This window comes from Sediminibacterium ginsengisoli (genome assembly GCF_900167075.1).
Classification (GTDB): domain Bacteria; phylum Bacteroidota; class Bacteroidia; order Chitinophagales; family Chitinophagaceae; genus Sediminibacterium; species Sediminibacterium ginsengisoli.
Window position 1 is genome coordinate 57,287 of record NZ_FUWH01000004.1, and the last position, 21,174, is coordinate 78,460.

Sequence of the window (21,174 nt, forward strand, 5' to 3'; positions counted from 1 at the left end):
TTGCAGCCGGATCAATTCTTTTACATGCACCCGAGCCATCTTTCCATAGCAGATTATACCTACGAACTTCCCGACCATCATATTGCCGCTTACCCGGTGGCAAAAAGAGACAATAGTAAACTGCTTGTCTATAAAAAAGGAGTTATCAGGGAAAGCAGGTATGCGCATCTGGCTGAAGAAATCCCTGCAGGCAGTTTACTCGTGTTCAACAATACCAAAGTAGTTGAAGCAAGATTGCTTTTCCAGAAAGAAACAGGCGGGCAGATCGAGATTTTTTGTCTTGAGCCGCATGAACAATACCCGGATATCACCACCGCTATGCTGCAGAAAAACCGTGTGCTGTGGAAATGCCTGGTAGGCGGTGCTAAAAAGTGGAAAGACGTGCTGCTGCGGAAAGAAATTCCTTCAGATACAGGACCAGCAGTGCTTACCGCAAGAAAAGCGGAACAGCGTACGGATCATTACATCATCGAATTTGAATGGGACAACAATGCCAGCTTTGCAGAGATCCTGCATCTTGCCGGGCTTGTGCCACTGCCTCCGTATATGAACCGCGCTGCGGAAGACACGGATAAAGAGCGGTACCAGACCGTTTATGCAAAGCATGACGGCTCTGTGGCTGCACCCACGGCAGGACTGCATTTCACGCCGGAATTGCTTGCATCGCTCGCAGCAAAAAATATCAGTTCCGGTTTTGTAACACTTCATGTTGGTGCAGGAACTTTCAAACCCGTGAAAGCGCCGACCATGGAAACGCATGAAATGCACACGGAATTCATGGAGATCGACAGGAAGCTGGTTCAACAACTGATTACGCATATCAGCGGCACTATCATCGCCGTAGGCACCACATCGCTTCGTACCATGGAGAGCCTTTACTGGTTAGGTGTAAAGCTGATACAGCAACCTGAAATTCCCTTTTCGGAACTGTATATCACGCAATGGGAAGCGTATGAAAATAAGACCGCTCCTATCAGCACCACTGAAGCATTGGAAGCATTACTCAGCTGGATGGACCGGCATTCCATTGAAAGGCTTCCTGCCAGAACGCAGATCATTATTGCACCTGGTTACCGCTTCAGGGTAGCGAGGGCACTGATCACTAACTTTCATCAGCCGCAGTCTACTCTGCTGTTACTTGTTGCTGCTATCACGGGGAATGAATGGCGCACCATTTACCAGTATGCGCTGGAGCATGATTTCCGTTTCCTGAGTTACGGAGACGGCAGCCTTTTATGGATGAATGAAGACTAAGTCCTGTTTACGGGTAGTTCGATCGTGAACACACTGCCTTTGCCAAGTGTACTGTCTACCTTGATCTTTCCTTTGTGTGCATCCACAACCGTTTTCACATAACTCATACCTAATCCAAAGCCTTTTACATTGTGCAGGTTACCTGTATGTGCTCGGTAGAATTTTTCGAAAATACGCTTGAGGGTTTCCTTACTCATACCGATACCATTGTCTTCCACACGCATAATAAAATACTGTGCAGTGCAATGGGTAGATATTTTGATGCGGAGATGATCGTTTGAATATTTGATCGCGTTATCAATCAGGTTGGATACCAGGTTGGTGAAATGCACTTCATCTGCGAAAATGCTGTCGTTCTTGGCATTGAGCAGGAGTTCTGCCGTACCATTCTTCTCTTTCAGCTGTAACTGGTAATTATCCAGAATATGACCAATGATATCGTGTGCATGCAGTTCTGTGCGTTGCAGGCTGAGTTCCTGGCGTTCGGTAAGTGCGGCCTGCAGGATCGTTTCCACATGTTTGTTCATGCGTATATTTTCTTCCTTGATGATCCCGGTGAAGTAGCTCATTTTTTCAGGGTTCGCCTGTACTTTGTCGTTCCGTAACGCATCTACTGCCAGCGAGATCGTTGCAAGCGGCGTTTTGAATTCATGCGTCATATTGTTAATAAAGTCGCTCTTGATCTCACTTACTTTTTTCTGGTTAAGCAGTGTCTTGATGGTTACGTAAAACGCTGCAATAAACACGAGCATAAATAATGCGGCACCGATAATCACCCAGCGTAAAGAGTTCCAGAGCTGCATTTTGAAATCGGGCACCAGCAATACAAGGTGCTCGAAAGTGGAGAACCATTCGCGGTTAGACCTGTCGGGCGGCATGATGGGAATAAAGACGCGCTTATTATTTACCGTATCATAAAACTCTTTATCGAAATTGGCCGAGCCGAATTCGAGTTCATCGGAAGGATTCAGTATGGCGAATTCAAATTTGATCTTTTTCAGTTCCTCGCTGTCGAAAGCCCGTCTCAGCTTAGCCTGTACATCCTGTGCAGAAAATTTTTCCTCAACGGAAGTAGGTTTCATAAGGTTTAACGGAAAATCGGAATTCAGGCGAAGTGAGTTACGTCGCGGTACGCGTAATACAGGACCATTGTAGACAACCCTTCCCAGTTCTTCTGCCACGTTTGTTGCCGCCTCGTTCACTTTGGCGGAGAGCTGGCTTTCCTTCAGCTCGAGCAGGTTCAGCAGCCACGAAGCCTGCAGCCGGATCAGACCGAGCAGAGAGAGCGTGATCAGTATGATAATGATAGGGAAAGTTTTCTTCATCGTCACAAATATAACGGGTATGGGCTTTCAGAAAAGTTCCGGTGCCAGGTTTACAAGCATTTTAACTGGTTTACCAACACCCCCCCACCCCTCACTTCGCCCTCATCTCCCCCCTCACTTCGCCCTCACCTCTCCTCACTTCTCCCTCACCCCTTCTTCTTCTCCCAACCACACTTCTCTCCACAGCAACCCGCAATATAAAATTATGGCGTACCTTTTCACTATGATTCCTATCGTGCCTGGCATTTTACTGATTTCGGATCCTTTCCTGAAAGACCCGAATTTTAAACGAACCGTGATCCTGCTTTGCGAACACAGGCAGGAAGGCAGTGTGGGTTTTGTGCTTAACAAGTCGCTCAATATTAACCTTGACGATATTATCACCGAAGCGGCGGGTATCGGTTTACAGGTATATGATGGCGGACCGGTACAGAAAGATACCCTGCACTTTATTCACAGGCGTCCTGATCTGATCCAGGGCGGTATTGCCGTATTCGATAATGTTTACTGGGGCGGTGATTTTGAGCAGGTGCTTGAACTGCTTCGCAACAGGGAGCTGAAGCAGAATGATATCCGCTTTTTTGTGGGTTACAGCGGCTGGAGTGAAGATCAGCTGAAAGATGAGCTGGAACAGAAAAGCTGGATCACGCGGCAGGCAGACAGCGGGCTTGTGTTTCATACCAACAAGGACCTCGTGTGGCAGGATGCGCTGAAAGAACTCGGTGGTGAATATCGTCAGATGGTCAACTATCCTATTGATCCGCAACTGAATTAATCTAAACTTTTCTTTAGCTTAACCACACAAAAAAGCCCCCGTTGTTATTACGGAGGCTTTCAATCGGTCACTGTTATTTTATAATGCAGTAGCTCCTTCTACAAGAACCACTACTTTATTGTTCAATACTTCAACGAAACCACTTTGGATACTGAAGCTTTCGGTATTGCTTTTGTCTTTCAATATCTTCAGCTTTCCTTTTCCCAGGGCGCTTACCAGGGGAGCGTGTTTATCGAGTACTTCAAAAAGACCTGTAATACCAGGCAGCTGTACACCGTAAACATCGCCGCTGTAAAGCTTTTTTTCAGGAGTCAGTATTTCAAGTGTCATGTAATGCTTTTTTTAAAGGTTATCTCACCTGCCGGTGTTCAATGCGGGCCGGTTAACCCTTAGCTGCTTCCAGTAATTTCTTACCTTTTTCAATCGCATCTTCCAGGGTTCCTACCAGGTTGAATGCTGCTTCAGGATATTCATCTACCTCACCGTCCATGATCGCATTGAAACCACGGATCGTGTCTTCGATGCTTACGAATACACCTTTCAGACCGGTGAACTGCTCTGCCACGTGGAATGGCTGAGACAGGAAACGCTGTACTTTACGTGCGCGCTGTACGGTCATTTTATCTTCTTCGCTCAGTTCATCCATACCCAGGATCGCAATGATATCCTGTAACTCCTTATAACGCTGGAGGATCAGTTTTACACGGTCAGCAGTGTTGTAATGCGCTTCACCAACGATAGCCGGTGTAAGGATACGTGAGGTTGAATCCAGCGGATCCACCGCAGGGTAGATACCCAGATCCGCAATCTTACGGCTCAGTACGGTTGTGGCATCAAGGTGTGCGAAAGTGGTTGCAGGAGCCGGATCGGTAAGGTCATCCGCAGGTACATATACCGCCTGTACGGAGGTAATTGAACCATTTTTGGTTGATGTGATACGCTCTTGCATCAGACCCATTTCAGTTGCCAGTGTTGGCTGGTAACCTACCGCTGATGGCATACGGCCTAACAGCGCCGATACCTCTGATCCAGCCTGGGTGAAACGGAAGATATTATCTACGAAGAACAGGATGTCCTTTCCTTTGCCGGTACCATCACCGTCACGGAAATATTCCGCGATGGTAAGACCCGACAGGGCCACACGCGCACGTGCTCCCGGAGGTTCGTTCATCTGTCCGAATACGAATGTTGCTTTTGAATCTTTCAGTTCTTCCAGGTCTACTGTGCTCAGATCCCAGCCACCTTCTTCCATGCTGTGACGGAATTTGTCGCCGTATTTCATAATGCCCGCTTCGATCATTTCACGCAGCAGGTCATTTCCTTCACGGGTACGCTCACCTACGCCGGCGAATACTGAAAGACCGCCGTGGCCTTTCGCAATATTGTTGATCAGCTCCTGGATCAATACGGTTTTACCTACACCCGCACCGCCGAACAGACCGATCTTACCACCTTTTGCATATGGCTCGATCAGATCGATTACTTTGATACCGGTAAAGAGTATCTCGCTCGATGTGCTCAGGTTCTCGAATAATGGTGGTTTATTGTGAATAGGACGTCCGTTCTCTCTGCTCAACTGCGGCAGACCGTCGATAGCGTCTCCCGTTACGTTGAACAGGCGCCCGTTGATACCATCTCCTATTGGCATAGCGATCGCTTTGCCGGTGTCTACAACCTCCATACCACGCACCAGGCCTTCAGTTGCATCCATCGCGATGGTACGCACACTGTCTTCACCCAGGTGCTGCTGTACTTCCAGTACCAGCTTTTCGCCGGTTGGCCTGGTTATTTCCAGGGCGTTATAAATCTCTGGTAACGTTTTATCGTCGGGGAAGTGAACGTCAACTACCGCGCCGATGATCTGCTTGATCTTACCTTTTGTAGCCATATCAGGAGATGTATTATGGGTTTTAAATGTCTTTTATTATTACCACTACCGGGTTTTCCGATTTGGGCGCAAAGGTAAGGGCAGACGGCATAAAAATCACCAAAATCGCCAACTAAAATTTACCCTTTGCCTTCCTTTCGCCTGAGAAAACCGGAGAAAAGCCTGAGTAAGCCGAAAAATCCGACCTGCTTTACCCCTTTCAGCAAGGTCCCGGCCAGTTTTCCACCCTTCTCCGGGTCTTTGCTGCCTGCCAGCAGTTTAAAAAGCCCTATGCCAAGTTTCCAGACACTGCCGGCTACTTTATTGCTCAGGAATGCCGGCAGGATTGCGCCTATCGCATTTTTGGCAGCCTCCTGCGGCAACTTTGCCAGCCGCTGCTCCAGTCCTGCCTCCCGTTCGCGGATGCGGAGCTTCAGGTCATGCATGGCCTGCTGCAGTTCCCGGCTGTTGCGGACCGGCTGGTCAGTTCCTGTTGTTCTCATCTGTTTCATCGGCTGTTTTATCAAAAAACACTTTGATCACCATATCTGTAATACGTTGCTCATATCGCCTGCGGGTTACCAGCAGTATGATCACCAGGAGTATATACGCTGCCGCAACAATGCCGAAGCCGGCATAAAGACTACCCGTAAGATCTGCAAAATAATACCCGGCCATAATACTCAGGAATAACAGGATGAACAGCCCGAACATAGCCAGCAGCCCCACTGTAAATAACATGGCCACCAGCCGTGACGACTTATCTGCCACCTGCATCTTTGCCAGCAGCAGCCTGTCGCGTACATATTCTTCCAGTTCCCTTCGCGAATCCCTGAAAAAATCCTCTGTTTCCATTATGTATTATTAGTTGTTGCAGTCGTTTGCAGCTGTGCGATGAAATCTCTGCCTTTCTCCAGCAGTTCATTGAAAGCCTGATCGAATTCTTCTATACTGTCTTTTACTTTCTGCTCCACATCTGCAGCCATTTCTTTCGCATCGGCCAGTACTTCCTTTCCTTTATCACCGCTGAACAATAACACCAGTGCGGCGCCGGCAGCAGCCCCGAGCACAAGGCCTGCGATGAATTTCTGGTTATCCGTCATATTGGATTTTATTTTAGGCGGTTAAAACAATATATTTATCCTAACCCGGTATAATATTTTATATCGGATGTGTTTCAGTGATCAATCCTCAACACACAATTTACATGGAAAACAGGCAAGACCATAAGATCAACCGTTATTTTTTCCTGGGCGTTATCCTTTTATTAGGTGCTTTTCTGCTGATGAGCCTGAGCCTTTTCTTTACTGCTTTCCTGGGTGCCCTGATGTTCTATGTACTCAGTAAGGGGCCGGTAGAATGGCTGGTGAATAAAAAGAAATGGCAGAAATCCTGGGCAGCCGTGCTCGTAATCGTGGTATCCTTTTTCATCATTCTCCTGCCTATTTCTGTGATGGGTACCATGCTGGTGAGAAAGGTATTCCAGCTGGCGGCCAATATGGACACTATCATTACTCCTCTCCGCCGTTTCGATGCCATGCTGCAGGAACGCTTTCATTTTACGCTGATCTCCGACAAGAATATCGCTGAAGTACAATCCTTTATTACAGGAATGTTGTCGCTTGCAGTGAACCAGGGCCTCAACTTTTTCAGTGAGATCATCATGATGTACTTCTTCCTGTACTTCATGATCATGAACATTAACCGCATGGAGGCTGCCATTATATTCTATCTGCCTTTTCCGCGAAGCAAGATCATCCTTTTCGGTAATGAGCTCAGGGCACAAACCTTCAGCAATGCCGTCGGGATCCCGCTGATTGCAGTGGTGCAGGGTGTATTCGGTTATTTTGCCTATCTCCTTGCCGGCCTCGACGAACCGGGATTCTGGGGCATCCTGACCGGTTTTTCTTCCATTATTCCCATCATCGGCACGGGACTGGCCTGGATCCCGGCATCCCTGATCCTTTTGCTGGGCAATCATACCTGGGCCGGCATCTTTGTTTTTGCATGGGGACTCATCGTACTCAGCAGCCTCGACAATGTAGTACGTTTCCTGCTGGCCAAACGGATGGCGGATGTACACCCGATCGTAACTGTCCTGGGTGTGATCATCGGGTTGCAGTATTTCGGGATTACGGGGCTGATCTTCGGTCCGCTGATCATTTCCTATTTTATCATCCTGCTCCGTATCTACTATCTCGAATACCAGAAACCACGCGTTCAGCGAAGGACAAGGCCCGTACTGCCTTCCTATTTTCAGCTTCCTTTTGCAGGAAACAGCAAAAAGAAAAAAATGAATCGTCCGTAAATACGTTAACTGATATAAAAATAGAAAGGGAACGCGGTCTGCGTTCCCTTTCTATTTATGCCGGTGTATTATTTATCTTCTCCGTTTCAGCCACAGTTCCGGGTTCATCATCTGCAGTTTGTCGTTATTGATCATCAGCGAAAGGGATCCGTCGCCATCGATGTTCAGGCCAGATCTGCCCAGCACTGAGCCCGCTTTCATGGTTTGTCCGCGTGATACCGATACACTTGAAAGGTGCCCATAGGTTGTGAAGTATTTACCATGCCTGATCATAACGGTCCATTCACCTGACACTTCACCTACATAAGACACTTCTCCGTCTGCGATGCTTTTTACAACGGTTCCCTGCGGAACCGCGATTTCGATACCATCGCTGTTACGTGTGAGTTTTGTACCCGGGATCGTCTCTATACCGAAATGCACGTCTACATTACCAATATCTACAGGCCATGGTAATGCGCCTTTGTTATTTTCGAATTTAATAGAAGTCTCCCTTCCTTCAGGGGTTGACTCCAGTGCGCTGTAGGTCCTGTTCTTTGGTGTGTTATCTAATGTAATCGGCTCTACAGGCTTAGGTTTGGCCGGTGTTGTACCTGCCGTGCTTCCCTTGGCCGGCGCAGTACCTGCGTCTGCGGGTTTATTGGCAGCTGCGGCATTAGCTGCCTGTAGTTTTTTAGCGTCTTCCAGTGCTTTCTGTTTGGCCAGTCTTTCCTTTCTCGCTGCTTCTTCCGTTTCCCTGCGTATTACGGCCTGGATCGCATTACGCATCTGCTGGCGCTGCTTTTCTTTTTCCTTCAGCTGGTTGGCGATCTCTTTTTCCTTTCCTTTAAGCTGAGCCACAACCTGGTCCTGCTGTTTTTTATCTTCCTGCAGTTCTTTCAGCTGTTCGCTCTGGGTCTGGAATGTGGCTACCTGTGCTTTTTTATTGATACTGAGCTGGCCGATCTTTTCTTTCATCAGCTGCTCCGATTTGATAATGGTATTAGCCTGGGTTTCGCGGTTCTGCCGGTAACTTTTCAGGTAGGCTACCCTTTTAATGGCATCGTTGAAGCTGGTGGCGGAGAACAGGAAATTGAGGTACTCGTAACTACTCCGGTTCTTATAGGCAAATACAATGCTCTGTGCATATTTCACCCTGAGGGTATCCAGCTCTTTACCCAGCCTGTAAATATCACGCTCGTTCATAAAGATCGTTTCATCGAGCGCTTTGATCTGTTTGCTGATGCCGTTTACCAGCTCCATACGCTTATTCACCTTTTGTTTGATGATGGAGAGCTGGCTTAAGGAGAGTTTTTTGTTCTTGGTGGTCTCGTTGAGTTGCTGGGTGAGGTCTGCAAGCTCTTTTTTCAGTTCCTGCTCCTTTTTCTGTAGTTCTTCCCTTGTTGCCTGCTGGGCACATACCATACCTGCGATACAAAAAGAGAAGAAAAGGCAAAGAAGCGGTTTAAACATGATTGTCACTTTATTTTCGGTTCTCAACATGATGTTATCGTGCAATAACGGCTAAAATGACCGGTAAATTACTTGCGTTTGTAATTTTTTGGGATCTCGAACGTGTATTTTAACGGTTCATTTAAGGAAAACTCTTTGAAATCGAGGGTGATATCGAGTTTTGACTTCTCTGCTACCGAGATTTTCCGGTTGGCGGCGAAGAGGTAAGGCCCCATTTGCTGGTAATTTCCGAAAGTGATATCGCAGGTTCGGTTACGCTGGATATTCACATCATCCAGCTTGCTGTGCAGGATCCTGCTGTCGTTGATGTCGAGCGTTACCAGATGCTTGAACACATCGCCGTTCACGAGTACCAGCAGTTGCGTGGCCAGGTTCTTATAAGAGATGAGGTTGCCGGTTATGAAAATAGGGTTACCGATAATCATATCCTGCATGGTATAGAAATCGAAGGGGATCTGGGTTTCTTCCTGCAGGTAGCTGATGGCGCGGTACATGACGGATTTATCATCTACCATTTTTACAAGCACCACACTGTCTTTGGTGATCTTTACCTGTAAACCCACTTTACTGATGCCAAGGAATTTACCTGCCACTTTGATCAGGATCACGCTGTCTTTGCGCATGCTGAGGTAAGCGGTATAATTATCGCTTCTTTCAGCTCCATCGTAATCGACCTTGATCTTGGCATTGAAAGTTTTGAAATCGATCTTGCTTTTGGCCACTTTGCTCATGATCCCTTCCACGATAGCCGCGGAATCCACCTTGGGCGCCTCTTTAATGATCACTGCCTGGGCTGTATCCTTGCGGACCATCGCCGTTTGTATGTTCTGTACCTTTTTTACTGTTTTACAGGAAAAAGAGACCAGAAGGACGGATATAATGAAAATTGCTTGTTTCATGTATTATTGTTTGCCTGTATGACCAAACCCACCGGCGCCTCTGGCTGTTTCATTAATAATATCTACCGGTGCCCATACAATCTTTTCAACACGCTGTACTACGAGCTGTGCAATTCTGTCGCCCGTATGAATGGTTTGGGGTTCATTGGACAGGTTGATGAGAATCACTTTGATCTCACCACGGTAATCTGCATCAATCGTGCCGGGGGTATTCAGGCAGGTAATACCCTGTTTGATGGCCAGCCCGCTGCGCGGTCTAACCTGCACTTCGTGATTTTCGGGCAATTCTATGAACAATCCCGTTGCAATCAGGGCCCGCTCCATCGGGGCAAGTGTTACCGGTTGGGGCAGAAAAGCCCTGATATCCATTCCCGAAGACCCTTCTGTGGCATAAGCCGGAAGTGGGTTATCTGATTGGTTAATAATGTTAACCGGGGTAAGATTTGCTGACATGAGGGCAAATGTAGGAAATGTACAAGAGTTGGCCGACAAAGAATAAGATGTATTACTTTTGGCCCTAATCTGTACGGATGAAACCTGGCTTTATGAAAAAACAGCGGTTATCCTTTCTCGTGTTACTGTTATTTCCGTTACTGGCGTTTCTGTCGGGCGGTTGTTTCAAGCGCCTTCCGGATAAACACGAGGTATATTTTAATGATTTTGAAAAAGGCAGCCAGGCAAAGCTGACCATTTTCGATCACAATGGCAAAGTGGACTCTTCTAAAATAGCTTCCTTTAATAATGGTAAGGTATTCGGTTTTTTCAATAATAACCGCATCGAACTGGATCTGGATCATCTGCCGGAGCATAATGCGCTCAAGGTTGAGTTCGACCTTCTGATCCATGATGCCTGGGATGGTAATTATATTAGACCCGGAAGTACCATTCCGGATGTGTGGCAGATGATGTTTGGCAACGACCTGGTATACCAGACCACTTTTTCCAACACCACTTACCCGCAGTCGTTCCCGGTAAATTATGGAACCGGAACCACATCCAATCCTCCGGGTGCCAATGCCTGGAACCGGAGTCTGCCGGGTGTTTGTGCGCTTCAGTCATCGGCTAATGGCAGTTCTTTATATAAGATCGAGTTCCTTACCGGGCATTCGGGGGGCGCCATCAAGATCGCATGTAATGATGCGTTGCAGCCTTATATGAGTTACTGTAACAAAAGCTGGTCGATCGATAACCTGCGCCTGACAGCAATCAAGTACAATTAATGTGACAGAATACCAAATCATTCGTTCACATGAAAACAATCCGTTCCCTTTTAAAAGCCATATGGCGGGCCAACCCTAAAACGATCTATTTCAATTTCAGGTACCTGCCCTGGAAGCAGGCCGTGCATTTTCCTTTCTGGATCTCATCCCGAACAAGCCTGCGTAAAGTAAAAGGTCAGGTTCAGCTGAACGGGCCGCTGGAAACCGGGATGATCCGGATCGGGTATGGCAACATAGGCATTTTCGATCATAAACGCTCACGCAGTATCTGGGAAGTATGCGGTACTGTTGTATTTGAAGGCAAGGCGGAAATAGGCCATGGTTCCAAGATCTCCGTTGGCCCGGAAGGCATGCTTTTTTTCGGGAAAAACTTTGCGTTAACGGCTGAGAGTACTATTGTTGCCTATAAAAAAGTGGTCTTTGGTGATGATTGCCTGCTTTCATGGGATATACTGATCATGGATACGGATTATCACGCCATCCGCAATTCCCGTTCGGAAGTACTGAACCCGCCTGCGCCGGTGATCATCGGTAATTCCGTATGGATCGGATGCCGCTCGCTCGTGCTTAAGGGAACGGTGATCCCGGATGGTGCTATCATTGCAGCCAACAGTTTTGTAAATAAAGAACTCACGGGCACTCATCAGTTATTCGGAAAAAATCCATTATCCGTACTGGCAAGTGATGTTTACTGGGATAAAGACTAATCAAACACTTGCATAAACGTTATTGTACATGACAGGAGGCAGCAAAACAAGAATACCAGATCTGTTGAGGAGACCGTTGCTGTCCAATTTCCTGAATCTCGGATTTATACAGGTATCCAATGCGGTTGTGCAGATACTGCTCTTCCCTATTATTATACATGTAGTAGGGCTTGATCAATTCGGGATGGTAATGGTAGCAAATTCCTTTGCAGCCCTGGGTGGCCTCGTTACCAATTACGGTACCAGCCTGTCTGGTATTAAAGATGTTACACTGCACAAGTCAGACAGCGGCATGCTGGCTGGTGTTTTCTACAATATTCTTTTCACCCGTTTTGCGCTTGCCGTGCTATGCATGCTCAGCATTCCCGTTCTCACCGCAGTGGGCTATCATACAGAATACCTGTTACTGGCACTTCCCATATTGCTTGCCGAAATTGTAAACCCGCTTTTCTTTTTTACCGGCACCGAAAAGCTTTTTATTTATAATGTGGCCAACCTCGCTTCAAAACTGCTGGCATCTATTCTGATCCTTACACTGATCACCAACCCGGAAAAAGCACCATGGGTTAATTTTTACCTGGGAATATGCAGTTTTATTTTTTATATGCTGCTGAGTATATACATCTCAAGAAAATACCGTCTGGGTAAACCATTATGGAACCCGGGAGAAATAGGCAGGCTGCTGAAAAACAATTTCTACCTGGTAGGTAATAATATTTCAGTACAGTTACAGCAGTCTTTCTTTCTTTTTTCCATAGCTACATTACACAATCCTTTATTACTCGGCGCTTATTCGCTGTGCGATAAAATAGTATGGTCGTTCCGTTTGCTGCTGACGGCATTTTCCGGGGCGCTTTTTCCGAAAGCGGTACGGCTGTACCAGGAAGAACCGGCGCTTTGGGTACGATATAGAAGAACAACCAACAAATATCTCGCTGTTTGTTTCATAACAGCAGGTATTGCACTGTTTTTTACAGCGCCGCTGATTACCAGGGTACTGACAGGCAAAGATGATCCACTCACCTGTTCATTTATCAGGTGTATAAGTTTCGTGCCTTTTGTAGCATCGATGAACCTCCTCAATGTGCTGGACCTGCTTATTAAAAACAGGTATGCGGATATATTCAAGATCGCTGTCATCATCCTTATGCTTACAGTTACTACTGCCCTGTTGTTTTTAAAATTCGGCTCGGTATATTCATTCGGGTATTACCCGCTGATCATCGAATTATGCAGCATCCCGTTATATCTCTATTTTATACGCAACTCCTTAAAATTCTCTCCGAAGCATGATTAATAAAAGAATAGCAGTGATACTGGTGAACTGGAACAGCTTTGATGTAACGAACGACTGCATACTCTCGCTTAAAAACGTACGGTCCGACAACTTCAGTATTATCGTTGTAGACAATGGCTCCGTGGATCATTCCGGAACAAGGCTCCGCGATCTGCATCCTGAGATCATCTTACTGGAATCACCGGTGAATACAGGGTTTACGGGCGGAAACAATATCGGCTTCCGGTATTCACTTGCACATGGGTACGAATATTCCATCATGCTGAACAACGATACATTTGTAGAAGCCGACTTCCTCGATATACTATGCCGCTATATGGACGAACATCCGGATGTGGGAATCGTTCAGCCACGTATTTTTTACCATCACGACAGAAATCTGATCTGGAATGGCGGTTCGTACTTCAACCGTTTCCTTGGTTATACCTATACAAAGGGAGAAGCGAAACCCTCGAGCGAAAAATACAATTTCGAGAAAGAAGTAGACTGGGTAACCGGCTGCGCTTTTTTTGTACGGAACGATATCATCAGGAAAACAGGGCTGCTGGCAGAGAATATGTTTATCTATAGTGAAGATGTGGATCTGTCTTTCCGTATCCGTAAACTTGGTTATAAACTGATGTACCTGCCCTCTTCCGTGATATACCATATTTCAGGAATGTCCAACACTTCCCGAACAAAGGGAGAAGAAGGTTTTGTGAGTCCGGGAGCACATTATCTTAACCAGCGCAACCGGCTCTGGATACTCAAAAAGTATATTCCCTGGTACTTTGCTCCCAGCGCTATCATTTTTAATTTTTTTTACATTTCACTGGTTATAGGGTATTTTGCGCTACGAAAGCGTTTTAAAAAACTGAGAGCAGTGCTGCGTGCGGTTCGTGATGGAATAAAGGGCTCAATTATCTATAACCAGTGAAACTATGAAAACGATCCTTATAACGGGGGTGGCGGGCTTAATCGGATCGAGACTTGCAGAGTGGGTCATTGAGCATCATCCGGAATACAATATTGTAGGAATAGATAACCTTAGCGGCGGATACCGGGAGTTCATTCCTGAAAAAGTAATCTTCGCCGAATCCGATCTTGCCAAAGATGATCTGACGGGTTTGTTCGAAACGCATCATATAGAGATCGTTTACCATCTTGCTGCCTATGCAGCGGAAGGGCTGAGCCCTTTTATCCGCAAATTCAATTATACCAATAACCTGCTGGCAACAGCGAATATTATTAATAATTGTATCCGTTACAATGTAAAAAGACTGGTATTTACCTCCAGTATGGCAGTATACGGCGAAGGCAATCCGCCATTCGATGAAACAGCCATACCGGCGCCGGTAGATCCATACGGTATTGCAAAATATGCCTGTGAAATGGACATCCGTGTGGCCGGAGAGCAGCATGGGCTCGACTGGTGTATTATCCGTCCGCATAATGTTTATGGCCGTAACCAGAATATCTGGGATAAGTACAGGAATGTACTGGGCATCTGGATGTACCAGCATCTTAACGGCCAGCCATTTACTATTTTCGGGAAAGGAGAACAGAAAAGAGCTTTCAGTTATGTGGATGATTGCCTTGCCCCTTTATGGGAAGCCGGCACCGGTGATCAGTCGTCCAGGCAGATCATCAACCTGGGCAGCAGCAAAGAATATACGATACTGGAAGCAGCAGAACTGCTGAAAGAAGTGATCGGCGATGCCACATTCAGTTTCCTGGAACAAAGGCATGAGGTAAAGAATGCTTTTTCAACACATGAAAGATCTGAAGAACTCCTTGGCTACCGGGATATTACTTCACTGAAAGATGGTCTTACCGCTATGTGGAACTGGGCAAAAACACAGCCCGCACGCGAAAGAAAGGAATGGAGCGAATATGAGCTGGATAAAGGCATGTACAGCTTCTGGAAGAAATAACGGTTGGCTGAAAATATTTTTTTCGTAACCGGCATAAAGAACACCGTTGCCTTATGTTTCTTTTTCCCTGCATTTATATAACCGCTTTTTTCACCGCGATTTATAAGCTGGCCAATAACAAGCAGGACGGGATTCTGTTCTTTATTATTTTTGGTTTACCCATTTATATTACCAGCCTGTCGATTTCGCATATGTACGGGTTGGGTAAGATCATTCCTGTATTACAGATACTGAAGGAAGTTACCGTTCTGATCGCGCTCCTGGTTTTTGTCTCGCATCATAAAAAAAAAATCAGGCTGACCACTGCCGACTGGCTGGTATTGTCTTACGCGGCCTATAATCTCCTGTATATTGTTCTTCCGTTAGGAACATACAGTATTACTGAAAAAATGATCGCCTATAAAAGCGTTTCGTTTTTTCCTTTCGTTTATTTCGCCGGCAGGTTTTGCGATCCGCGGCAGATCAACCTGAACAAATGGTTTTCATACCTCTGCCTTGTTGCCATTGCCACAGGTATTGTACTGCTTTTCGAGATCGTTCCCTACCAGCATTTTCAGACCTATACCGGTTATGCGGAGTATAACGCCGTTTTCCTGAATGTGGAACCGGCGGGTAATTACGGGCTCACCTGGACCTTCGAATCGATCAACGGGATCAAAAGGTTCGCGAGCTTTTTTTCCATGCCGCTGGAGCATGCGGCAGCAACGCTTATCAGCGTGTCTGTTCTTGCGGCGCTTGCAACAGACCGTAAAAACCGTTTCCGGCTCAACAAGCTGCTGCTGGTCACATTCCTGTTCACCCTGCTTTCCATTTCCTTTGCTTTTTCAAGGGCTGCTTTCGCGAGTTATTTCCTGATGATCTATGTTTATATCCTTATTACCCGTAACCGTACGTTGCTGCTGGCCATACACTGGGGTATAGCCCTCGCAGTACTGGCTGTGCTGGTATGGCTGGAAGGAGATATTTATGAAGTGATCGCAACAACCATCGACTTTTCAGACAGTTCCAGCGCGAGTCATGTGATAGAATGGATCACAGGCCTTCAGGCTATAGGGGCCAATCCGTTCGGGTTGGGGCTGGGCTCATCCGGCCGTATTGCAGGCAGCTTCGGCGAAAATATCGGGGGCGAGAACCAGTTCATCATCATCGGGGTTCAGACAGGAGTGATAGCCGTGGGGCTATATATAGCTGCTTATGCTACCATTATCAGGAAAGCATTCCAGGCTTTCCGAACCAGCGCTTCGCTTAAAGCCAGACGGCTGGGGCTCATGCTTGTACTGCTGAAAGTAGGCCTGATCATTCCGTTTCTTACGTCAGAAGTAGAAACCTATTTGTACATCAGTTATTTTACATGGTTTTTCTCGGGGATGCTGATCAATATTATAACACCTGTACAGGAACAAAAGTCAGTTAAGAACAAATGAGGATAGGAATTGACACAAGAGATCTGAAAACAGCTACAACCGGCCAGAAAACATACCTGGAAGAGTTGTGCAAAGCTTTCAGCCAGCATAAGGACGATGGATTTACCTTCATTTACTTCACTTCATCTGTTCCGCAGTACAAGGGCAAAAACAAGTTTTTCAAAATCGCCGAACAACTGAGCCTGCATTTCTGGAAACAATGCATTCTGCCCCTGAAAGCCGCATGGAACCGTTGCGATATCCTGTTATGTACAGATTATTTTGTGCCATATATGCATCCCGGCTTCAAAACAGCTGTTGTGTTCCATGATGCATTCTTTTTTGAGCATAAGGAACATTATCATCCGCTCCAGATCGCTTTGTTCAAACACCTTGCACTTCCTTCGGCGAAGCGTTGCACTTATATCATTGTTCCATCTGAATATTCCAGGCAGCAGATCATAAAACATTATACGCAGTTGCCGCCGGAAAAGCTTGTTGTGGTATACGAAGGTCCGAAATCGCTGACGCATTATGCTGAAAACGACAAGGGTGCGGAGATCCTACTGCGTCTTGGTATTGAACCGCAATCCTACCTGCTGCATGTGGGTGTGATGAACAAAAGAAAAAACATTCCGGCACTGATCTATGCATTTAAAAAAGTCCGCGACAAGGGTCATCCATTCAAACTGGTGCTGGCCGGCTCTCTGCATACATCGAGGTATATCGATGATTCGGAAGCAATACTGGCAGCGATCGCAGCAACAGGGCTGGAGCAGGATATTATTTTAACGGGATATATAGCAGACAATGAACTGGCCGCGCTTTACCGCCATGCTTTTATGTATGTATTCCCTTCCATCAACGAAGGTTTCGGTCTGCCGGTACTGGAAGCTTTTGCCTACCGGTTGCCCGTTATAGTAGCCGATAACACTTGTCTGCCTGAAATCGGCGGAGATGCTGTACTTACATTCAACCCGTTCGATGTAAACGATATAGCAGCCAGGATAGAATTGCTCATCAACGAGCCGGAAACCAGGGAACAATTACAGCAAAAAGGGGCTTTGCGCAGGCAGCTGTTTTCATGGGAAAAAGCGGCAGACAGTATCTTATCGCTTTTCAGAAAAGCATTGTCACACAAATAAAACCAATTTACTACCTTTTGCCGATGAACAGCTTTTTCACGGGTCAGCCCGTTGTTCTATTCATTCACAATAAATATCTCTACCAGGGTGGAGAAGACAGTGTTGTGTTCAATGAGATGGATCTGCTGAAAAAAGCGGGTGTCAGGGTTTTCTACAAAGAATACAATAATCACACTTTCAGTAAAAAGAACCTGTTTGCGCTGCCAGCGGCGGGGCTTCGTTTCTTTTTCAATATCTCCTCTTTCTTTTCCGTATACCGTTTTATCAGGCGCAATCAAGTGAATACGGTCCATGTACATAATTTCTTTTACAATGCCTCGCCTTCTGTTTTCTGGGCGGCGAAGCTGGCAGGTGCCGTTACTGTTTTTTCTGTGCACAACTACCGGCTTTTCTGTCTGAATGCTCTTTTTTTCAGGGCTGGGGGCAATTGTATGGATTGTGTAAATAATAAGAGCTTCAAGCCCGGCATCCGGCATAAATGCTTTAAATCCTCTTCCCTCCTTTCACGCATCCTTGCCGGTGCCACAATGCTTCACCGGAATATCGGAACCTGGAGAAATAAGGTTGATCATTTCCTGGTACTCAATCCACTGATGAAATCCCTGCTGGTGCAAACGGGTGTAAATGAAGAAAAGATACATGTGAAACCCAATTTTTTGTCGTGGCATGGCTACACGGATTATAGCCGGCGCGAAGACTTTTATCTTTATATAGGAAGACTGGATGAGGTAAAAGGTATCAGGCATGTGTTTGAAACATTCCGTTCATCGGGTAAAAAACTGGTTATCGCGGGCGAGGGTGAACTGGTTTCCTATATAAGGTCAGGGTTATCAGAAAATATAGAATACCTGGGCCAGCAGACCAAAGAAGAGATCGTTTCCCTGTTGCAGCGTTGCAGGGCTTTTATTTTTTCCTCGCTGTTGCTGGAAGGTATGCCAATGACCATTATTGAGGCACAGGCAGCAGGCGCTATTACCATTGCGGGCAGTTCGCCTACTACTGAAAGTATGATCTCAGACGCCGCGAACGGTTTCCTGTACGAAGCCGGCAACCAGGCTTCGCTGGCTGCAGCCATTTCCCGCCTGGAGGAGCTCCAACCGGAAACACTGAACCGCATTTCTGCCAATGCCTACTCAACTTATATGAACCGTTATCATGAAAACGGGCACCTTGCAACGCTCAGGCAGGTATATGAACGGGGGTAATGAAACAGATGTTTTATTTTTGGCCAAAGTTGTCCTTTGGCTATGATCAGCGAACCAGTCAGTAAAGTAAATATCATCGGAACCGGCATCAGCAATATTTCCCTAACGGAAACAGTTGTGCTTTTCAATCAATGGATAGAGAAGGGGGAGAAAAAAAGGGTTTGTGTTACACCGGTGAATTGCCTGCTCTGGTCAAAAGATAACAGCTATCTCAACCAGATATACAATACTGCCGATCTCACCCTTTGCGACGGCGTTCCGCTGATATGGGCATCCCGCCTCCTTGGCCAGCCGCTGAAAGGAAGGGTCACAGGCCTGGATCTGCTGCCGCTTTATATTAAAGAATGCTACCGTAACAACTATTCCATGTTTTTTCTGGGCGCAAAGGAAGGGGTTGCGGAGCTGCTGAAAGAGAAATGTGAAGCTGATTTTCCCGGCATCCGGATAAAAGGTGTTTACTCTCCCCCTTTTGCAGAAACATTCAGTGCGGAAGAAAATGCAAAAATGAGGGCGATGATCAATGAAGCCCGGCCCGATATAGTCTGGGTAAGTCTTACTGCACCCAAACAGGATTACTGGATCTATGAAAACCTGGCTTACCTGGATACACATATCGCCATTGGTGTGGGCGGTGCTTTTGAAGTGGCGGCCGGTTCCATCAGCAGGGCACCGGAGTTTATGCAGAAGAACGGCCTGGAATGGCTGTATCGTTTTCTGAAAGAGCCCAAACGCTTATTCAGGCGTTACATGGTGGAAGCCCCCAGGTTTATTCCGCTGGTACTGGCACAATGGTTCAGGAAAAAGGACCGGGCGGAGTGAACACGCTGATTTCCATTTAAATCTGAAAATTTTCCCTTAAAATCAATCAGTTGGCACAATCTTTTAATATTCAACTATTTTAGCAGCAAAATCCAGACAGTCAGCGTTTTTTATACTCCTATTTTTGCCGTGTAGGAAATGAAGATGCTTCGCAGAACCGAAACTATGGCCAAACCGCATAATCGTTATACTATAATCAGGTATCTGATAGATGCTCCTGTTATTGGCATTTCCTTCATGGCGGCAATCAGTGTGGTAACCGGCCAGAACCTGTTCTCACTCAGCTCCTCAGACCAGCTGTTTACCCTGGTGGCGCTTGTGACCTGGTACATATCCGCTTCTTTTTCCAAACTGTATGCAGACCGCCGCTCGAACAAGTATTCGGAAGAAATCATTTTTATACTGTATTCGCTGCTGATCTACACTATTTTCCTGAGTTCCCTCAGCTTTTTCCTGCAGCCATATTTCGAGATCAGCTCATCTGTGATCTTCCTGTATATCACTTTCCTTTTTGTTTTTCTTACCATTACCAAATACATCATCCGTAAAAGCCTGCACTCCGCTATTTTCCAGGGGAAACTGCTGGATAATGTGCTGTTGGTGGGCGCAACCAACAGTGCGCTTGATTTTTACGAAACGATCAATAAATACTATTACTACGGTTATAAATGCATTGGTTTTATAGATGATCATCAGTCTAAAATGAACGGTTGCCCCTACCGGGGTACCCTGGATACCCTGCCGCTGATCCTGAACCAGGAAGGCGTTGATGAAGTAGTGATCGCTTTACCCGACGCCCAGAACAAAGACATTCAACGTTGCATTGAGGTTTGCGATTATTATTCTGTAAAAGCAAGGATCATTCCGAATATTCATCAGTTTGCATCTTCGCCGCTGCAGGTAAATAATATCGGGCAGCTGTCGGTACTCAATATCCGTTCCCTGCCGCTGGATAAAGTGGAAAATAAACTCGTAAAGCGGCTTTTCGATATTGCGTTTTCCGTTGTTTTTTTTGTTCTTATCGGCAGCTGGTTACTGCCGATCCTGGCGCTGATCGTAAAACTTACGTCGAAAGGACCTGTGATCTTCAAGCAGGAACGCTGGGGACTTAACAATGAAAAGATCACCTGTTACAAATTCCGCACGATGATTGCAGAAAGTACGGATACGGATCATGACGGGAATTATAAACAGGCTAAAAAGAACGATCCGAGGGTGACCAGGTTTGGAGCCATATTACGTAAAACAAATCTCGACGAACTGCCCCAGTTCTGGAATGTGCTGCTCGGGAGTATGTCTGTTGTAGGCCCGAGACCGCATCCTACCCCGCTGAACCTGCAGGCAATGCATACGGTTGACAATTATATGCTCAGGCATGTGGTTAAACCGGGTATTACCGGCTGGGCACAGGTAAACGGAAGCCGTGGTGAAACAAAGATGCCCGGAGCCATGCAGCAGCGCGTAAATTTTGACCTGTATTATATTCATCGCTGGACGTTCTGGATCGATTGCCAGATCATTCTTCAGACGATCATCAATATTGTAAGGGGCGATCAGAATGCCTATTGATCATTTGATCACTCCA

Annotated in this window: 22 protein-coding genes; 13 read left to right on the top strand and 9 right to left on the bottom strand. The window is 46.4% G+C overall.

Going from position 1 to position 21,174, the window contains the following annotated elements; genetic code table 11:
- Positions 1-24 precede the first annotated feature (24 nt).
- Entirely contained in the window at positions 25-1,254 is a 1,230-nt protein-coding gene (locus B5D42_RS08420; RefSeq protein WP_078831040.1) for an S-adenosylmethionine:tRNA ribosyltransferase-isomerase, read from the top strand.
- Here the strand turns inward: B5D42_RS08420 and B5D42_RS08425 are convergent.
- Positions 1,251-2,579 carry a sensor histidine kinase gene (locus B5D42_RS08425; RefSeq protein WP_078831041.1) on the bottom strand — a complete coding sequence of 443 codons (1,329 nt, stop codon included), beginning with the start codon at positions 2,577-2,579 and terminating at the stop codon, positions 1,251-1,253. The two genes, B5D42_RS08420 and B5D42_RS08425, sit on opposite strands and share 4 nt — an antisense overlap.
- A 205-nt stretch (positions 2,580-2,784) precedes the next feature.
- Here B5D42_RS08425 and B5D42_RS08430 point away from each other — a divergent pair, with 205 nt between their 5' ends.
- Entirely contained in the window at positions 2,785-3,354 is a 570-nt protein-coding gene (locus B5D42_RS08430) for a YqgE/AlgH family protein (RefSeq protein ID WP_245825617.1), read from the top strand.
- Positions 3,355-3,432: 78 nt separating this feature from the next.
- Here B5D42_RS08430 and atpC read toward each other — a convergent pair whose 3' ends face one another.
- The 5 genes from atpC to B5D42_RS08455 all read right to left on the bottom strand — a co-directional run bounded on the left by atpC (position 3,433) and on the right by B5D42_RS08455 (position 6,324).
- Positions 3,433-3,684, bottom strand: a complete 252-nt coding sequence (gene atpC, locus B5D42_RS08435; RefSeq protein WP_078831044.1) for an ATP synthase F1 subunit epsilon — start codon at positions 3,682-3,684, stop codon at positions 3,433-3,435.
- A gap of 52 nt (positions 3,685-3,736) precedes the next feature.
- Entirely contained in the window at positions 3,737-5,242 is a 1,506-nt protein-coding gene (gene atpD / locus B5D42_RS08440) for a F0F1 ATP synthase subunit beta (protein ID WP_078831045.1), read from the bottom strand.
- 119 nt (positions 5,243-5,361) lie between these two features.
- A complete protein-coding gene (locus tag B5D42_RS08445) occupies positions 5,362-5,733 on the bottom strand; it encodes a hypothetical protein (protein ID WP_078831046.1) in 372 nt (123 codons plus the stop codon).
- A complete protein-coding gene (locus tag B5D42_RS08450; protein ID WP_078831048.1) occupies positions 5,705-6,076 on the bottom strand; it encodes a phage holin family protein in 372 nt (123 codons plus the stop codon). Before B5D42_RS08450 ends, B5D42_RS08445 begins: the two co-directional genes overlap by 29 nt.
- Positions 6,076-6,324, bottom strand: a complete 249-nt coding sequence (locus tag B5D42_RS08455; RefSeq protein ID WP_078831049.1) for a YtxH domain-containing protein — start codon at positions 6,322-6,324, stop codon at positions 6,076-6,078. The genes B5D42_RS08450 and B5D42_RS08455 overlap by 1 nt, the downstream gene beginning before the upstream one ends.
- 104 nt (positions 6,325-6,428) lie before the next feature.
- Here B5D42_RS08455 and B5D42_RS08460 point away from each other — a divergent pair, with 104 nt between their 5' ends.
- Entirely contained in the window at positions 6,429-7,529 is a 1,101-nt protein-coding gene (locus B5D42_RS08460) for an AI-2E family transporter (protein WP_078831050.1), read from the top strand.
- 72 nt (positions 7,530-7,601) lie between these two features.
- On the opposite strand, the gene B5D42_RS08465 is transcribed toward B5D42_RS08460, so the two are convergent.
- The 3 genes from B5D42_RS08465 to dut form a co-directional block, all read right to left on the bottom strand.
- Positions 7,602-8,981: a murein hydrolase activator EnvC family protein gene (locus B5D42_RS08465; RefSeq protein WP_176112947.1), complete on the bottom strand. Its 1,380-nt coding sequence runs from the start codon at positions 8,979-8,981 to the stop codon at positions 7,602-7,604.
- A gap of 68 nt (positions 8,982-9,049) precedes the next feature.
- The gene (lolB1, locus tag B5D42_RS08470; RefSeq protein WP_078831052.1) at positions 9,050-9,880 is read right to left on the bottom strand and encodes a lipoprotein insertase outer membrane protein LolB1; all 831 of its coding nucleotides are present in this window, start codon (positions 9,878-9,880) and stop codon (positions 9,050-9,052) included.
- A gap of 3 nt (positions 9,881-9,883) precedes the next feature.
- Positions 9,884-10,333 carry a dUTP diphosphatase gene (gene dut, locus B5D42_RS08475; RefSeq protein ID WP_078831053.1) on the bottom strand — a complete coding sequence of 150 codons (450 nt, stop codon included), beginning with the start codon at positions 10,331-10,333 and terminating at the stop codon, positions 9,884-9,886.
- A 92-nt stretch (positions 10,334-10,425) separates the two neighbouring features.
- Between dut and B5D42_RS08480 the strand changes: the two genes are divergently transcribed.
- The 10 genes from B5D42_RS08480 (at position 10,426) to B5D42_RS08525 (ending at position 21,158) form a co-directional block, all read left to right on the top strand.
- A complete protein-coding gene (locus B5D42_RS08480) occupies positions 10,426-11,100 on the top strand; it encodes a hypothetical protein (protein WP_078831054.1) in 675 nt (224 codons plus the stop codon).
- A gap of 29 nt (positions 11,101-11,129) precedes the next feature.
- Complete coding sequence (locus B5D42_RS08485) at positions 11,130-11,807, top strand: acyltransferase (protein ID WP_139367064.1); 678 nt, start codon at positions 11,130-11,132, stop codon at positions 11,805-11,807.
- 28 nt (positions 11,808-11,835) lie between these two features.
- On the top strand, positions 11,836-13,104 hold the full coding sequence (locus tag B5D42_RS08490) for a lipopolysaccharide biosynthesis protein (protein WP_078831055.1): 1,269 nt from the start codon (positions 11,836-11,838) through the stop codon (positions 13,102-13,104).
- Positions 13,097-14,020 (top strand): glycosyltransferase family 2 protein, encoded by a 924-nt coding sequence (locus B5D42_RS08495; protein ID WP_078831056.1) that lies wholly within the window; start codon positions 13,097-13,099, stop codon positions 14,018-14,020. The genes B5D42_RS08490 and B5D42_RS08495 overlap by 8 nt, the downstream gene beginning before the upstream one ends.
- Positions 14,021-14,024: 4 nt before the next feature.
- Positions 14,025-15,017: an NAD-dependent epimerase/dehydratase family protein gene (locus B5D42_RS08500; protein WP_078831057.1), complete on the top strand. Its 993-nt coding sequence runs from the start codon at positions 14,025-14,027 to the stop codon at positions 15,015-15,017.
- Between the two features lie 53 nt (positions 15,018-15,070).
- Positions 15,071-16,441 carry an O-antigen ligase family protein gene (locus B5D42_RS08505; protein WP_078831058.1) on the top strand — a complete coding sequence of 457 codons (1,371 nt, stop codon included), beginning with the start codon at positions 15,071-15,073 and terminating at the stop codon, positions 16,439-16,441.
- Positions 16,438-17,565, top strand: coding sequence for a glycosyltransferase family 4 protein (locus tag B5D42_RS08510; protein ID WP_078831059.1), 1,128 nt, complete (start codon positions 16,438-16,440; stop codon positions 17,563-17,565). Before B5D42_RS08505 ends, B5D42_RS08510 begins: the two co-directional genes overlap by 4 nt.
- Positions 17,566-17,588: 23 nt before the next feature.
- The gene (locus tag B5D42_RS08515) at positions 17,589-18,770 is read left to right on the top strand and encodes a glycosyltransferase family 4 protein (RefSeq protein WP_176112948.1); all 1,182 of its coding nucleotides are present in this window, start codon (positions 17,589-17,591) and stop codon (positions 18,768-18,770) included.
- A gap of 42 nt (positions 18,771-18,812) precedes the next feature.
- A complete protein-coding gene (locus tag B5D42_RS08520) occupies positions 18,813-19,589 on the top strand; it encodes a WecB/TagA/CpsF family glycosyltransferase (RefSeq protein WP_078831061.1) in 777 nt (258 codons plus the stop codon).
- A gap of 165 nt (positions 19,590-19,754) precedes the next feature.
- Positions 19,755-21,158: an undecaprenyl-phosphate glucose phosphotransferase gene (locus B5D42_RS08525; RefSeq protein WP_176112949.1), complete on the top strand. Its 1,404-nt coding sequence runs from the start codon at positions 19,755-19,757 to the stop codon at positions 21,156-21,158.
- Positions 21,159-21,174: the final 16 nt, after the last annotated feature.

Excerpts from the sequence above, each read along its gene's own strand:
- atpD (WP_078831045.1), bottom strand. The coding sequence starts at position 5,242 with ATGGCTACAAAAGGTAAGATCAAGCAGATCATCGGCGCGGTAGTTGAC.
- B5D42_RS08525 (WP_176112949.1), top strand. The coding sequence starts at position 19,755 with ATGGCCAAACCGCATAATCGTTATACTATAATCAGGTATCTGATAGAT.
- B5D42_RS08465 (WP_176112947.1), bottom strand. The coding sequence starts at position 8,981 with ATGTTTAAACCGCTTCTTTGCCTTTTCTTCTCTTTTTGTATCGCAGGT.
- B5D42_RS08490 (WP_078831055.1), top strand. The coding sequence starts at position 11,836 with ATGACAGGAGGCAGCAAAACAAGAATACCAGATCTGTTGAGGAGACCG.
- B5D42_RS08515 (WP_176112948.1), top strand. The coding sequence starts at position 17,589 with ATGAACAGCTTTTTCACGGGTCAGCCCGTTGTTCTATTCATTCACAAT.
- atpC (WP_078831044.1), bottom strand. The coding sequence starts at position 3,684 with ATGACACTTGAAATACTGACTCCTGAAAAAAAGCTTTACAGCGGCGAT.
- B5D42_RS08430 (WP_245825617.1), top strand. The coding sequence starts at position 2,785 with ATGGCGTACCTTTTCACTATGATTCCTATCGTGCCTGGCATTTTACTG.
- B5D42_RS08500 (WP_078831057.1), top strand. The coding sequence starts at position 14,025 with ATGAAAACGATCCTTATAACGGGGGTGGCGGGCTTAATCGGATCGAGA.
- B5D42_RS08425 (WP_078831041.1), bottom strand. The coding sequence starts at position 2,579 with ATGAAGAAAACTTTCCCTATCATTATCATACTGATCACGCTCTCTCTG.
- lolB1 (WP_078831052.1), bottom strand. The coding sequence starts at position 9,880 with ATGAAACAAGCAATTTTCATTATATCCGTCCTTCTGGTCTCTTTTTCC.
- B5D42_RS08495 (WP_078831056.1), top strand. The coding sequence starts at position 13,097 with ATGATTAATAAAAGAATAGCAGTGATACTGGTGAACTGGAACAGCTTT.
- B5D42_RS08485 (WP_139367064.1), top strand. The coding sequence starts at position 11,130 with ATGAAAACAATCCGTTCCCTTTTAAAAGCCATATGGCGGGCCAACCCT.
- B5D42_RS08480 (WP_078831054.1), top strand. The coding sequence starts at position 10,426 with ATGAAAAAACAGCGGTTATCCTTTCTCGTGTTACTGTTATTTCCGTTA.
- B5D42_RS08520 (WP_078831061.1), top strand. The coding sequence starts at position 18,813 with ATGATCAGCGAACCAGTCAGTAAAGTAAATATCATCGGAACCGGCATC.
- B5D42_RS08445 (WP_078831046.1), bottom strand. The coding sequence starts at position 5,733 with ATGAAACAGATGAGAACAACAGGAACTGACCAGCCGGTCCGCAACAGC.
- B5D42_RS08450 (WP_078831048.1), bottom strand. The coding sequence starts at position 6,076 with ATGGAAACAGAGGATTTTTTCAGGGATTCGCGAAGGGAACTGGAAGAA.
- B5D42_RS08510 (WP_078831059.1), top strand. The coding sequence starts at position 16,438 with ATGAGGATAGGAATTGACACAAGAGATCTGAAAACAGCTACAACCGGC.
- dut (WP_078831053.1), bottom strand. The coding sequence starts at position 10,333 with ATGTCAGCAAATCTTACCCCGGTTAACATTATTAACCAATCAGATAAC.
- B5D42_RS08420 (WP_078831040.1), top strand. The coding sequence starts at position 25 with ATGCACCCGAGCCATCTTTCCATAGCAGATTATACCTACGAACTTCCC.
- B5D42_RS08460 (WP_078831050.1), top strand. The coding sequence starts at position 6,429 with ATGGAAAACAGGCAAGACCATAAGATCAACCGTTATTTTTTCCTGGGC.
- B5D42_RS08505 (WP_078831058.1), top strand. The coding sequence starts at position 15,071 with ATGTTTCTTTTTCCCTGCATTTATATAACCGCTTTTTTCACCGCGATT.
- B5D42_RS08455 (WP_078831049.1), bottom strand. The coding sequence starts at position 6,324 with ATGACGGATAACCAGAAATTCATCGCAGGCCTTGTGCTCGGGGCTGCT.